Here is a 12,951-nt window from a genome sequence, read left to right on the forward strand (position 1 = left end):
GCGGCCTGGCGCTCACGCTTGTGCTGGAGCAGCTCACAGCGCCTGCGTCGTATAATCCCCTTCGGCCTCGTAAAGTCCGTCTTCGATCTTGGTCTTGTGCACGACCTTGAGCTTGCCGCCTTCGATCTTGGAGATGTTCTGGATGCCAAAGCACTGGTGGATCTTGCCGTTGAAGGTCTTCGGTCCCTGCGGATGTTCCGGACCTTCGGCGAATTCGGTCAGCGCCTCGGTCGCCTCGACCAGCTTGGCGCGGTCTTCCGGTCCCTTGTAGCCGGCGTCCTCCATCGCCTTCTTGACGACGTAGAGCGTTTCCCAGCAGCCGAACATGTGGGCTGCGGTGGAGACGTCCTTGGGGTCGCCGACGGCGGCGCCATTGTCGTCGATGCCGACAGCAGCGCGATAGGCCTTCTGCGCCTCGGAATCATCGGCCTGCGCATAGCGCGGCGAGCCTTCCCAGAAATGGCTGCCATCGAGGAATTCGAGGCCGGGGCTGTTGATGTCGGTGGCTTCGAGCGAATCGATGAAGCCGAACAGTTGCGGCCGGTTGGAGCCGTAGAACTCACCAAGCTCCTTGACGAAGGTGAGCACGGCCGGGCCGACCATGACGTGGTAGATCACCTCGGTCTCGGCCGGGATCTGCGGAAAATACTTGGTGAAGGACGATTCCGTCGGCGGGATGGCGATCTGCGCGATGACCTCGCCGCCTTGCGCCTTCAGCGCCGGCGGCAGGTAGTCGCGGTGGTCGTAGCCGAAGGCGAAATCCGGGAAGATCTGCGTCACCTTCTTGCCGGCGTTGGCCGCGATCCACGGAGCCATCGACTGGATCTGGCTCTTCACGTCGGTGATGCCGGGCTGGAAGACATAGCGGTTCAGCTTGGTCGAGGCGACGTGATGGCCTTCGCTGACGACGAAATAGGGCATCTTGTTTTCGCCGGCGGCGGGCGCCGAGCCGATGACGACATGCGAGAACAGCGTGCCGAAGACGATGTCGGTCTTGTGCTGGGTGGCGAACTTGCCGACCACCTCGGCGCCACGGCCGGGATCGGTGCCGTCATCCTCGATGATCACCTCGACCTGACGGCCATTGATGCCGCCGGCGGCATTGATCGCCTTGACCGCGGCAGCCGTGGTCTTTTCGTACCAGCGGCCATAGGCGGCGCCGATGCCGGTGCGGTGCGACTGGAAGCCGATCTTGATCGGCGCCGAACTCTGCGCCTGGGAATAGCGGACGAAGCCAGGGGCAAGGCCGAGGCCGGCGCCTGCGGCCAGACCTTTCAGTGCGGTGCGGCGGGTGAGCGTGGATCTGGAGAGATCGAAAAACCCATTCTTGTCAGTCACGGCAGTTCCCCTGTTTTTGAGTTTTGACTGGCTGCAACGAGGCAAAAAATCGCATGTGTACAAACTAAATCACCAAAGCCCCGACGTGGCAAGCGGGCTTTCCCCGAAGGCATGCTGGTCGCCTTTTCTCATCCGACAGTCGGCGTGGCAAGCAACCAGAGGCCGAAGACGGTGTAGGCGATCATCAGCAAGGTAAGCGGGAACTGGCTGAGGGCCGCGCGGGAGGGCTGTGGGTGCAGGCGCCAGGCGAAGCCGTGAGCGACGAGGACGGCGAGCACATGGCCCAGGATGATGGCGCCGGCCTGGATATTCCACAGCCACCACGCAGAGTCCGCCCCCGCAACGATGCCGGCCTCGATCTGCAAATCGGCGGTGCCGAACAGGTTCCAGCCCATCGCGAACGGATCGGAAAGTGCCGCAAGCGCATATTGGCCGTCGACGAGCAGCGCCGTCAGATAATGCGCAATGTGATAGGCAAGCGCGATCGGCACGATCGACCACACCAGCAGGCCTGCGGCTTGGCCGAAAGTGCGATCGCTGCCGGCGAGACGCTGGCCGAGCCAGACGGCAAGCAGGAACACCGCCGCCAGCAGCGCGAATGTCAGGATCAGCCCGAAAATGCCGCTGCCGATCAGCGCCGTGCGGCCGGGAAATTCGAGCGGGTTGATGCCGAACAGGCCGAGCCAGAAGAAGGTTTTGGACAGGCCGTCGAAGGACACCGACGACAGCGCAAGCAACAGGAAGGCGATGCCGCTGGGCGGCAACGGTTCGGCGGCAAGCAGCTTGGCGCCGGGCCAGCAGAGCGCGAGCCGGCCGGCGTCGTTGCGCTCGATGGGCGCGAAGCGCGCCACCATGGAGAAGAAGACCGTCAGGAATTCTCCGCCGCGGCTCCAGCCGCGATAGCCGAATGCCAGCATGGCAATGAGGGTGAGCAGCCAATAGAAGCCGGCAGCATATGCCAGCCGCGCCGGATCGTCGGGCGCCGGATCGATGAGTTCGAACCAGGCAAAGGCGAAAAACAGGATGAACGCTGGCCAGCAACCGAGCCATCGGGGAAGCCGCGGTATCCCTTCATCGCCCGCGCGCAAGAGACGTGAGATCAGACGCCAGGGCCCGTACCAGGGATTGAGCCACGACCAGAGGTCGCCGAAGACGCCCTGCAGCAGCGTGAGGCCGGCCCACATCAGTGTCCAGATCAGCAGCGGCAGCGGATTGGAGAGTGGGTCGCGGCTGCCGAACAGGCCGGCGGCAATGAGAATTGCAAAGCCGGCAAAGGATATCAGACTGACGGCGGTGCGGGCGCCGTCGCTGATGGTGAAGAGTTGCAAGCGCCGACGCCAGAATTTGTCGAGAGCCACGGGCGGCAGCAGGGCCAGCACGAGGAAGCTGACGGCCACTGCGAAAGCGCCGCCGGCGAGATAATAGCCGGTCGGCAGCAGCAGGACATGACCACGGTCGGAGGCATGGGCGAAGGCTGGGGTGGGGAGGAGGGCAAACAACGCCGCAGATAATAACGCCAACAGCTGATGGCAGTGCTCTACGAGGCCCCCCTCTGTCCTGCCGGACATCTCCCCCTCAAGGGGGGAGATCGGCAGAACGGCCTGTTGGCGCCATTCTTCAAGCGTTGGAGATTGGCGAAAGCAGAGACCAAGTCCAATCTCCCCCCTTGAGGGGGAGATGTCCGGTAGGACAGAGGGGGGCGCCAAGGAACTCGGCCTATCCAAGAACCCCGGCACCCTCACACCTTGACCAATTGCTCCACGCGGTCCTTCTCGCCAAAAATCCTGAGATACCGCTCGATCTCTTTCACATCGCCGGTCGCCTTGGCCGGATTGTCCGACAGCTTGACCGCTGGCCTGCCATTGGCCTCGGTGACCTTGCAGACCAGCGATATGGCGTCGAGGCTGTTGGTTTCCGTCGGCGCGCAGCCTTCGAAATCATTGGTCAGATTGGTGCCCCAGCCGAACGACATACGCACCTTGCCCTTGAAGTGGCGATAGGTCTCCTCGATGGTTTCGACCTCGAGCCCGTCGGAGAAGATCAGCAGTTTCTGCTTGGGGTCCTTGCCCTTGTCGCGCCACCAGGACAGGATTTTTTCGCCGCCTTCGATCGGCGGCGCGCTGTCGGGGCGAAAGCCCGTCCAGTCGGCCACCCAGTCCGGCGCATCGCGCAGGAATGAGGCTGTGCCGAAGGCGTCGGGCAGCACGATCAAGAGATTGCCGCCATAGTAGCGCTGCCAGTCCTGCAGCACCTTGTAGGGCGACTGTCTCAGCTCTTTTTCCGAGTCGGCAAGCGCGGCAAACACCATGGGCAGTTCATGTGCGTTGGTGCCGAGCGCTTCGAGGTCGTTGTCCATGGCCAGAAGCACGTTGGAGGTGCCGGTGAACGCCTCGCCGATGCCTTCCTTCAACGCCTCGACACACCAGCGCTGCCATAGGAAGGAATGGCGCCGGCGCGTGCCGAAGTCCGAGATGCGGATGCCGGGCAGCGCCTTCAGCCGCTCGGTCTTGGCCCACATCTTGGATTTGGCGCGGGCATAGAGCACGTCGAGCGCGAAAGGCCCGAACGCCCGCATCGCCGCGCGAGATCGGAGTTCATTGATGATGGCGAGCGCCGGGATTTCCCACAGCGTGGTGTACATCCACGGCCCGCTGAAGGTCAGTTCATACTGCCCGTCGCACTTCGACAGCTCGTATTCGGGCAGCCGGAAGCCTTCCAGCCAGGCGAGGAATTCCGGTTCGAAGATCTGCTTGCGGCCGTAGAAATTGTTACCGCCGAGCCAGATCATCTCCTTCTTGGAGAAGCGCAAGGTGCGGGCATGGTCGAGTTGTTCGCGCAATTCGCTCTCGTCGATCTCGTCGGCAAGGCGCACCGAGGTCGTGCGGTTGATCAGCGAGAAGGTTGCGTCGACCTTGGGATACATGCCCCAGATCATCTGCAGCATCAAAAGCTTGTAGAAATCCGTGTCGAGCAGGCTGCGCACGATCGGGTCGAGCTTCCAGGTGTGGTTGTAGACGCGCCGCGCAATATCGGTCTTAGCCATGTTTCAACACCGCCTTCGCTGCCTGCCATCCACAATTGCGACAGGCCTCATAGCATCGAATCGGCCGCAACGCTGCCCGCTTTCAGGCTGGCCCGACAAAAAGAGCTGCCTGCATGCGGCGGCGCGCAGCCCGGCATCAGCTTGCGGATTTGCCGCCCATCACCCTGAGCGCCGGACGCTTGCGGCGGCTGACGATGCGGCCGGCCACAGGGGCGTCGGCGCGCCCGTCGTCCCCCGCTTTCTCGGCAAACAGCCAGTCGATGAACACCTGCACGATCGGCGTCGCCCGCATCTCGTTGCGGCAGACGACATAGAAATCGTCGACCGCCGGCACCGACAGGCTGAATGGCGCGACCAGCATGCCCCTGGCCAGCAGCGCGCTTGCCGTCACCGAGTCGCCCAGCGCCACGCCATGGCCGTGCACCGCTGCCTCGGTCGCCATACGCGCATCGCCGAGGTGATGGCGGCGGCCCCGCTCCAGGTCCAGCGCATCGGCGGCAGCCAGCCAGGTGTGCCATTCGCGGCCGTCATCGCCATGCAGGAAGACATGATCGGCGAGATCCCTGACGCTGCGGATCGGCCGGTTGTTGATCAAGGTCGGGCTGACCACGGGAAACAGTTCGAGGCCCGACCATTTGCGCATCCAGCAATCGGTCCAGCTGCCGTCGCCATAATGCACGCAGACATCGATATTGGGCGCCCGCAAATCCTTGGGATCGTTGGAAGGAATAAGCGTCAGCCTTATGTCGGGGTATTGCGCCATGAAACTGCCGAGCCGCGGTGTCATCCACAGCAACAGTAGCGCCGGCACGCAGGAGACCGAAAGTGTGCCGCTGCTCGCCGGCCTTGTCATGCGCTGGGTGGCGGCGGCGATGCCGTCGAACGCGGTCGACACCGCCGGCAGAAGCTCCGCGCCATGCGGTGTCAGCTTGACCCGCTGGCCGACCCGCTCGAACAGCTTGACACAGAGCGACTGCTCGAGCGCCTTGATCTGGTGGCTGACGGCGCCATGCGTGACGTTCAGCTCAGTGGCCGCCTTGGTCAGTGAACCATGGCGAGCCGTTGCCTCGAAGGCGCGCAGCGGATTGAGCGGTGGCAGGCGCTTGGTCATGGTACCACTTTGTTGTGAGATTTTCTCACAGAAAACACCCTAACAATATCAATTGATTTTTCAATGCCACTGCCAGACACTTGAGTTTAGAACAGCATCAAGACATGAAATCTGCAGGCAGCCAGCGGGACAGCGGCCCGGCCGGATGACGGTCGGTTCGCAGGCGTCACCCGCGCCGGCACTGCATCAGCCCAGGAGGAGCGGACATGGGATACGATCGCGGCAAGCTCGATGCGTTGCGTCGCAAATATGGTGAAAGCCATGGCGGCGAGATGTTCGACCCGAAATTCCGCAAGGTCGCCGACAAGATCTTCTCCAAGAGCGGCACGCGGCTGGCGCCCTATTCAGGCATCCCGACCTTTCTTGCCGCGCCCTACCGCGAAATATCGGCCGACAATCCGGATTTCGGCGATTTGCAGGTGGCGATGATCGGCGTGCCGATGGATCTCGGCGTCACCAACCGCCCGGGCTCGCGCTTCGGGCCAAGGGCGTTGCGCGCCATCGAGCGCATCGGGCCCTACAATCACGTGCTGGAATGCGCGCCGACGCATGAGCTCAGGGTCGCCGACATTGGTGACACGCCGTTCCGCAGCCGCTACCGGCTTGAGACCAGCCATGAGGATATCGAGCGCCGCACCAACCAGATCGTCGATGCAGGGGTCATTCCGCTGTCGATCGGCGGCGACCATTCGATCAGCCATCCGATCCTGAAGGCCGTCGGCAAGAAAGCTCCGGTGGGGTTGATCCATATCGACGCCCACTGCGACACCAGCGGCCTGTTCGACATGACCAAGTTCCACCATGGCGGCCCGTTCCGCAACGCGGTGCTTGACGGCGTGCTCGACCCGACGCGCACGATCCAGATCGGCATTCGCGGCTCGGCCGAATATCTGTGGGAGTTCAGCTACGAGTCCGGCATGACCGTGGTGCATGCCGAGGAGGTGACCGGCCTCGGCATTCCGGCGATCATCGAGAAGGCGCGCAAGATCGTCGGCGACGGCCCGACCTATGTCTCCTTCGACATCGACAGCGTCGATCCGGCCTTCGCGCCGGGCACCGGCACGCCGGAGGTCGGCGGGCTGACGACGCGCGAAGTGCTTGAACTCCTGCGCGGCCTCAAAGGTCTCAACATCGTCGGCGGCGACGTCGTCGAGGTGGCGCCGCAATACGACGCCACCACCAACACGGCGCACGCTGCGGCGCAGGTGCTGTTCGAGATACTGAGCCTGATGGTGTTCAGCCCGGCAATCACAGGCAAGGGCGCCTGACTTTCAGAAAAGCAAAGGCGGCCGCCGCGCTGAAGCCGGCGGCCGACCCGAACAAACAAAGCTTCCAGACAGGGGAATGACAATGACAATCCGTAAGACATTTGCCTCCATCGCCGCCGTGCTGATGCTCGGCACGGCCGGTTTCGGCCTCGCAGTTCAGGCCGCTAGCGCCGATGCGCTGGCGGACATCACCAAGGCCGGCACCATCAATGTCGGCGTCTTCGCCGACTTTCCACCCTTCTCCTCGGCCAGCGCCGACATGAGCCTCAAGGGCTATGACATGGATGTCGCGCAATACATCGCCGATACGCTCAAGGTGAAGCTCAATCCCATCGCCGTCACCGGCCAGAACCGCATCCCGTATCTGAACGATCATCGCGTCGACCTGCTGATGAGCGTCGGCTATTCGAAGGAACGCGAGCAGGTCATCGACTTCGCCGCTGCCTATGCGCCCTACTACATCGCCGTGATCGGTCCGGCAGCGCTTGCCGTCAAAGGCAAGGAAGACCTCGCCGACAAGTCGATCGCCGTCAATCGCGGCACGCTGGAAGACACCTCGCTCACCGAGGCAGCACCGGCATCGGCCGACATAAAGCGCTTCGACAACTACAATTCGGTGATCCAGGCCTTCATCTCCGGCCAGACGCAGCTGATGGTCGTCGGCAACGATGTCGGCGCGCAGGTGCTGGCCAAGCAGGACGCACTGAAGCCGGAGCAGAAGTTCCAGCTTCTGACCTCGCCCTCGCATATCGGCCTCAACAAGAACGAAGACGGCCTGAAGAAGGCCGTGAACGATGCGGTCGCCAAGATGCTGGCCGACGGCAAGCTGGACGAAAGCTCGAAAGCCTGGCTGAAGACGCCGCTCAATCCCGACAATCTCAAGGATTGAGTTTCCGTGGCCTTTGGCTGGCTCCCGGGTGCCCTGGGCGACATCGCGCATGGCGCGGCCACGACGATCCTGCTGATCGCCGTGACCACGCTGGCCGGAACGCTGCTCAGCATCCTGGGTGCCGCGGGGCGGCGAAACGGCCCGGTGCTGCTCAAGCGGGCAATCGCCTGCTATGTCGAGGTGATGCGCAACACGCCGTTCCTGGTGCAGTTGTTCTTCATCTTCTTCGGGCTGCCCAGCCTGGGCGTCCGGCTCGACCCGCTCCTGGCCGCCATGCTGGCGATGACGCTCAACATGGCGGCCTACACCATCGAGATCGTCGGCGCCGGGCTTGACGCCGTGCCCGGCGGGCAGACGGAAGCAGCGCTGGCGCTTGGGCTGCGGCCACGCCAGGTGTTCGTCAAGATCGTGCTGCCGCAGGCGCTCAAGATCATCTACCCCGCGCTCACCAGCCAGATCGTCATCATGATGCTGGAGTCCGCCGTCGTGTCGCAGATCGCCGTGCGTGAGCTGACCTACGAGGCCGACATGCTGCAGGCACGCACCTTCCGCTCCTTCGAGACCTATTTCGTCGTGACGCTGGTCTATCTCGCTCTGTCGATGGCCTTGCGCCGGCTGCTGGTGTCAGGCGGGCGCCGCGCGCTCGGAGCCGGTGTGTCATGATCGAGTTCACCTTCTGGGACATCGTCCGCAACCTACTGCTCGCCGCCCGCTGGACGGTGCTGCTATCGCTGGCCGCCTTTATCGGCGGCGGCATCGTCGGCATGATCGTGCTGTTCTTCAGGATCGCTGAGAACAAATGGAGCCGGCGTGTCGCCTCCGGCTACATCGCCCTGTTCCAGGGGACGCCGCTCTTGATGCAGCTGTTCCTGATGTTCTTCGGCCTGCCGATGCTTGGTCTGCGCATCGAGCCTTGGACGGCGGCGGCGCTCGGCCTCACCTTCTTCGCCAGCGCCTATCTCGCCGAAATCTGGCGCTCTGGCGTCGCGGCGCTGCCCCTCGGCCAATGGGACGCCGGTGCCAGCCTCGGCCTGCACTATCTGCAGGAACTCAGGCTGATCATCCTGCCGCAGGCGTTTTCGATCACCCGCGCACCCACGGTCGGCTTCCTGGTGCAGCTGATCAAATCGACGGCGCTCACCTCGATCATCGGCTTCGAGGAGCTGGTGCGGACCTCCAACGCCATCAACAATGCGACCTTCGAACCGTTCAAGGTATACGGGCTGGTGGCGCTGATCTTCTTCGTTATGTGCTTTCCGCTGACGCAATACGCCCGCAGGCTCGAGAAACAGGCGGCTGCTCGCTGACGCGCCAAGGCAGCGCCCGATTTCAGACCGGCAACCCAAGCTGCTTGCGCAGGCTCTTGTCGAATGCGGATGCGGGGACGAAACGGCGCAGGAAACTGACCTGGCGCGCCATTTTTCCCGCCGCATAGCGTTTCTTCGGCGCGGGATCGGTCGCTGCTGCCAAAATGGTCTTGGCGACCACTTCGGGCGCATCGCCTTTTTCCATCGATTTCCGCACTGACATAGTCATCCCGGCGCGCGCGGAGTCGTAGATTTCGAGCGACCGGTCGGGGGCGGCAAGATTGTCCTCGAATGATGTGCGGGTATAGGCGGGCTCCACCAGCGAAACGCGAATGCCGAAGGGGCGCAATTCGTGATCGAGCGACTCGGAATACCCTTCGATGGCGTGTTTGGTCGACGAGTAAAGCGCGAAATAGGGAGCGGGGATGAACCCCTGTACCGAGCTCAAATTTACGATTCTGCCCTTCCCTTGGCGCCGCATTGCCGGCAGCACCGCGTTGGTCACGCGCAAGACGCCGAAGACGTTCACGTCGAACAGCGCCTTGGCCTGGGCGGTCGAGGACTCCTCCGCGCCGCCAAACAGGCCCATGCCGGCATTGTTGACAAGCACGTCGATGCGTCCGGCCGCGGCCAGAACGTCATCGACCATTGTCGCGACGGACGCGTCGTCGGTCACGTCGCAGGTCAGCATGGTCACGCCGGCGGATTGCTGTGAGGCCGTGCGACGGCTGGTTCCGAAGACGCGAAAGCCGGCGCCGAGCAAGGCGTCGGCGGTAGCGCGCCCGATGCCGGAAGATGCCCCTGTGACAAGGGCGACGCCGGGATTGGTCTTGTTCATGGAATCATATCCTTCTTTGCGTTGGATCGGATTGGGAAAAGCATTGAGATAGGCCGGGGCAAAGGGCGTCGGTCATGACTGCGTCTGGCCACCGCTAGTTCCAGCGTCTGAACAGGGCGCTGGCATTCACGCCGCCAAAGCCGAAGCCATTGGCGATCGCGTACTCCGTCTCCATGTGGCGGGGTGCGTTTGCGACGAAGTCGATTCCGTCGCCGGCCGGATCGGCCTCGCCCAGGTTGAGGGTTGGCGGGGCGACCTGATCCCTGAGCGCCAGGATTGCGAAGATCGCACCAAGCCCGCCGGCCGCTCCGAGCAGGTGTCCGGTCGCCGATTTCGTGGCACTGACGGCTATCGCGAAATCGCGCCCGAACACGCTCTTGATCGCTTCGATCTCACCCAGGTCGCCGACTGACGTGGAGGTCGCATGCGCATTGAGATGACGAACGTCGCGTGGCGAAATCCCTGCCTGGGCAATCGCGATCTGCATGGCCCGGCGCGCGCCGTCGCCGTCCTCTGGCCCGGAGGTGACGTGATGGGCATCCGCCGTCGTGCCGTAGCCGACGAGCTCAGCAATCGGTTTTGCGCCGCGCGCCAACGCGTGGCTCAACGCCTCGATGACCAGCACGCCGGCCCCTTCGCCCATGACGAAGCCGTCCCGCGACGTGTCGAAAGGGCGCGAGGCTTGAGCCGGTGCCCAATTGAAGCCGGTTGAAAGAGAACGAGCGGCGGCGAAACCGCCGAGACTGACGGTATTGATGCACGCTTCCGTTCCGCCGCACACGGCGATGTCGGCTTCGTTGGCGCGGATCAGGCGGGCGGCGTCGCCGATCGCCTGGATGCCCGCCGCGCACGCCGTCACCGGTGCGCCGAGTGGACCTTTGAAGCCATGACGGATCGAGATGTGGCCCGCCGCGAGGTTCACCAGGAAGGACGGCACCGTAAAGGGAGACAGGCGGCGGGCGCCACGCAGGTCCACCGTGCGCACCGCCTCGGTGATGGCCGGGAACCCGCCGACACCTGAAGCGATGATCGTGGCCGTGCGCAGGCGATCCGTCTCCAAGGCAGGCTTCCATTGCGCCTGCGCAAGCGCCTCTTCCGCCGCCGCCAGCGCGAAGAGAATGAACCGGTCTACCTTGCGCTGATCCTTCGCGGACAGGACGGCATCGGCATCGAAACCAGCCTCGGGGTCTTCGCCCAGGGAGGGAACCACGCCGCCAATCTTAGCCGGCAGCTCTCCCACCACATCGTCAGGAAGCCTGCGAACGCCAGACCGGCCGGCAAGCAGGCGTGACCAGGACGCTTCGACATTGGCGGCAAGGGGCGTGACCGCACCCATGCCCGTGACGACAATCCGTTCCATCTGCTCTCCTATCCTTGCTGTGCTGGCGCTGCTCGCGCCGTTCAAGTAGCGACTGCTTCGCGAACCTGATCGGCCGCCGCATCCAGAAAAGCCTGCGCAAGGTCGGGGTCGTTGACTACCCGCGACAGCACGACCGCGCCGACCATCGTCGAGAGAACGGCCATTGCCTTGTTGCCGGTCTTTTCGCTGTCGCCCTCGCCAACCCAACCGCCGAGCATCCCGAGGTACGCCTTGATGCCGGCTTCGAATGATGCCTTCACCTCGGCACCTTGCCTGGCCGCATCCGAGCCGAGCGCAACGACCGGGCAGCCGTCCATCTTTTCTCCGCGATGATCCATGCTGAGGTAGAATGAGATCACCCCGTCGAGCGGGTTCCCGGGATTTGCCGCGGTCGCGGCCGACCATTTGTGGGTGGCGCTTTCCATAGCCCGCCTGGACGCCAGCGCCGCCAGATCGTCCTTCGACTCGAATTGCTTGTAAAAGGCGCCCTGGGTCAGCCCGGCCCCTTTCATCAGATCCTTGAGGCCGATGCCGTCGAACCCGCGCTCCCGAAAAAGCCGGCTTGCCACATTGATCACGGTCTCACGGTTTTCCGCGGCCTGAGTGCGACTTACACGCATCGTCATCTCCTTTTTTAGATTGCATTCGTAATCTATACCCTATATAGAGGGTGAACGCAATCTAAAAAAGGACAAATGAGATGATCCGCAAAACCTTGGGCGCCTCGCTGCTGGCGGCGCTGTTTCTTGCAACCCCGGCTCTTGCCGAGGAAGCCACCATCGGGCGCCCGATCGAAGGCGGTAGCCTGCACCAGGGACACCTGGACATGGTGGCCTACTACGTTCCGCGCGGCGACCTGCTTGAGGTCACCGCCACTTTCGCACCGAAGGCCGGGGGTGATCCGCTGCGGGTTGTCATGGGCCTCGCCAACAGTGACTCCGTGGCGTTTTCCATACCTGGCCACCCGGGCTCGCTCTACGCGTTCTCAAGGTCCGGTGAGGAGGTGACGGTCTCGACCGAGACGGACACATCCCTGCGAGCCGACGCGACAATGCCCTGACCTGACGCGCAGGCCGCGGCCGAGCGATGCTGGCCGGGGTCTCGCGTCGGAACGGCGCGCCACCGATAAGTTTGGAGAGAGGTCACATGCTTTACAGCTATTTTGTCGAGAAATCGATCCGGCAGAGCTTCGACGACGTCAACAACCATCGCTGGGATGCGGCGGTGAAGGCCATCGCGCCGCATGTCCATCACCGGGTTGGTGGCGCACACGCGCTTGGTGGCGAGCGTCACGACAAGCAAGCCCTGCGCCGGTGGTTCGAGCGCCTCGGCCGTGTTCTGCCCACTCTCCATCTCACGGTCAACCACGTGTGGGTGAAGGGCTGGCCCTGGCATACCACCGTGTTTGCCCAGTGGGATGGCACCGCTACCCTGCTCAATGGCGATACGTCCTACGTCAACCGTGGTCTCCACGTGTTCACGCTGCGGTGGGGCAGGGTTCATGCGCTCGAGGAATTCTACGATTCACAGGCGGCGGCGCGCGCTCTCGCCGCCCAGGCCGCAGCCGGCCTCGAAGAAGCTGTCGCCGAACAGATAACAAGCTAGCACAAGCGCGGTCCGAGGACGCCCAAGGTCTACGGGCCGGTGGCGCCGATCGTCTTCGTCTCGTGCCTTGCGCCCACGCACTATGCGCGCAGGCTCGAGAAGCGAGCGCTGGCGCGCTGGACTGCAGGCCCTGCATCGATGCCGGTGCTGTCGCGGCAACGGTCGAGCCGAGGCAGGCATACAGCTTTCCTC

Annotated in this window: 13 protein-coding genes; 6 read left to right on the plus strand and 7 right to left on the minus strand. The window is 63.6% G+C overall.

The genetic code is table 11. The annotated features are described in order from the left end of the window. Positions 1–33: 33 nt before the first annotated feature. The 4 genes from LB519_RS18600 to gcvA form a co-directional block, all read right to left on the minus strand. The gene (locus LB519_RS18600; protein ID WP_013528442.1) at positions 34–1,338 is read right to left on the minus strand and encodes an ABC transporter substrate-binding protein; all 1,305 of its coding nucleotides are present in this window, start codon (positions 1,336–1,338) and stop codon (positions 34–36) included. A gap of 128 nt (positions 1,339–1,466) precedes the next feature. Next, on the minus strand, positions 1,467–2,906 hold the full coding sequence (locus LB519_RS18605; protein WP_224620836.1) for a hypothetical protein: 1,440 nt from the start codon (positions 2,904–2,906) through the stop codon (positions 1,467–1,469). Between the two features lie 170 nt (positions 2,907–3,076). After that, positions 3,077–4,381, minus strand: coding sequence for a nicotinate phosphoribosyltransferase (gene pncB, locus LB519_RS18610; protein WP_127369687.1), 1,305 nt, complete (start codon positions 4,379–4,381; stop codon positions 3,077–3,079). A gap of 136 nt (positions 4,382–4,517) precedes the next feature. After that, positions 4,518–5,492, minus strand: a complete 975-nt coding sequence (gene gcvA / locus LB519_RS18615) for a transcriptional regulator GcvA (RefSeq protein WP_224620837.1) — start codon at positions 5,490–5,492, stop codon at positions 4,518–4,520. A gap of 206 nt (positions 5,493–5,698) precedes the next feature. Here gcvA and speB point away from each other — a divergent pair, with 206 nt between their 5' ends. From speB to LB519_RS18635, 4 genes are all read left to right on the plus strand, one after another. Next, entirely contained in the window at positions 5,699–6,760 is a 1,062-nt protein-coding gene (gene speB, locus LB519_RS18620) for an agmatinase (protein ID WP_224620838.1), read from the plus strand. 82 nt (positions 6,761–6,842) lie between these two features. Then, positions 6,843–7,649, plus strand: coding sequence for a transporter substrate-binding domain-containing protein (locus tag LB519_RS18625; protein ID WP_013528437.1), 807 nt, complete (start codon positions 6,843–6,845; stop codon positions 7,647–7,649). Positions 7,650–7,655: 6 nt separating this feature from the next. Next, positions 7,656–8,312 (plus strand): amino acid ABC transporter permease, encoded by a 657-nt coding sequence (locus LB519_RS18630; RefSeq protein ID WP_024502057.1) that lies wholly within the window; start codon positions 7,656–7,658, stop codon positions 8,310–8,312. Continuing rightward, positions 8,309–8,956: an amino acid ABC transporter permease gene (locus LB519_RS18635; RefSeq protein ID WP_024502056.1), complete on the plus strand. Its 648-nt coding sequence runs from the start codon at positions 8,309–8,311 to the stop codon at positions 8,954–8,956. Before LB519_RS18630 ends, LB519_RS18635 begins: the two co-directional genes overlap by 4 nt. A 22-nt stretch (positions 8,957–8,978) precedes the next feature. On the opposite strand, the gene LB519_RS18640 is transcribed toward LB519_RS18635, so the two are convergent. The 3 genes from LB519_RS18640 to LB519_RS18650 all read right to left on the minus strand — a co-directional run bounded on the left by LB519_RS18640 (position 8,979) and on the right by LB519_RS18650 (position 11,774). Next, entirely contained in the window at positions 8,979–9,794 is an 816-nt protein-coding gene (locus LB519_RS18640) for an oxidoreductase (protein WP_013528434.1), read from the minus strand. A gap of 94 nt (positions 9,795–9,888) precedes the next feature. Continuing rightward, the gene (fabF, locus tag LB519_RS18645; RefSeq protein WP_024502055.1) at positions 9,889–11,154 is read right to left on the minus strand and encodes a beta-ketoacyl-ACP synthase II; all 1,266 of its coding nucleotides are present in this window, start codon (positions 11,152–11,154) and stop codon (positions 9,889–9,891) included. 41 nt (positions 11,155–11,195) lie between these two features. Then, positions 11,196–11,774 carry a TetR/AcrR family transcriptional regulator gene (locus tag LB519_RS18650; protein ID WP_013528432.1) on the minus strand — a complete coding sequence of 193 codons (579 nt, stop codon included), beginning with the start codon at positions 11,772–11,774 and terminating at the stop codon, positions 11,196–11,198. An 80-nt stretch (positions 11,775–11,854) separates the two neighbouring features. Here LB519_RS18650 and LB519_RS18655 point away from each other — a divergent pair, with 80 nt between their 5' ends. Further along, positions 11,855–12,214, plus strand: coding sequence for a hypothetical protein (locus tag LB519_RS18655; RefSeq protein WP_013528431.1), 360 nt, complete (start codon positions 11,855–11,857; stop codon positions 12,212–12,214). 86 nt (positions 12,215–12,300) lie between these two features. Continuing rightward, positions 12,301–12,759 carry a nuclear transport factor 2 family protein gene (locus LB519_RS18660; protein WP_013528430.1) on the plus strand — a complete coding sequence of 153 codons (459 nt, stop codon included), beginning with the start codon at positions 12,301–12,303 and terminating at the stop codon, positions 12,757–12,759. The last annotated feature ends 192 nt before the right edge of the window (positions 12,760–12,951 follow it).

The sequence above is a fragment of the Mesorhizobium sp. AD1-1 genome (genome assembly GCF_020164655.1).
In the GTDB taxonomy this organism is placed as follows: Bacteria; Pseudomonadota; Alphaproteobacteria; order Rhizobiales; family Rhizobiaceae; genus Mesorhizobium; species Mesorhizobium ciceri.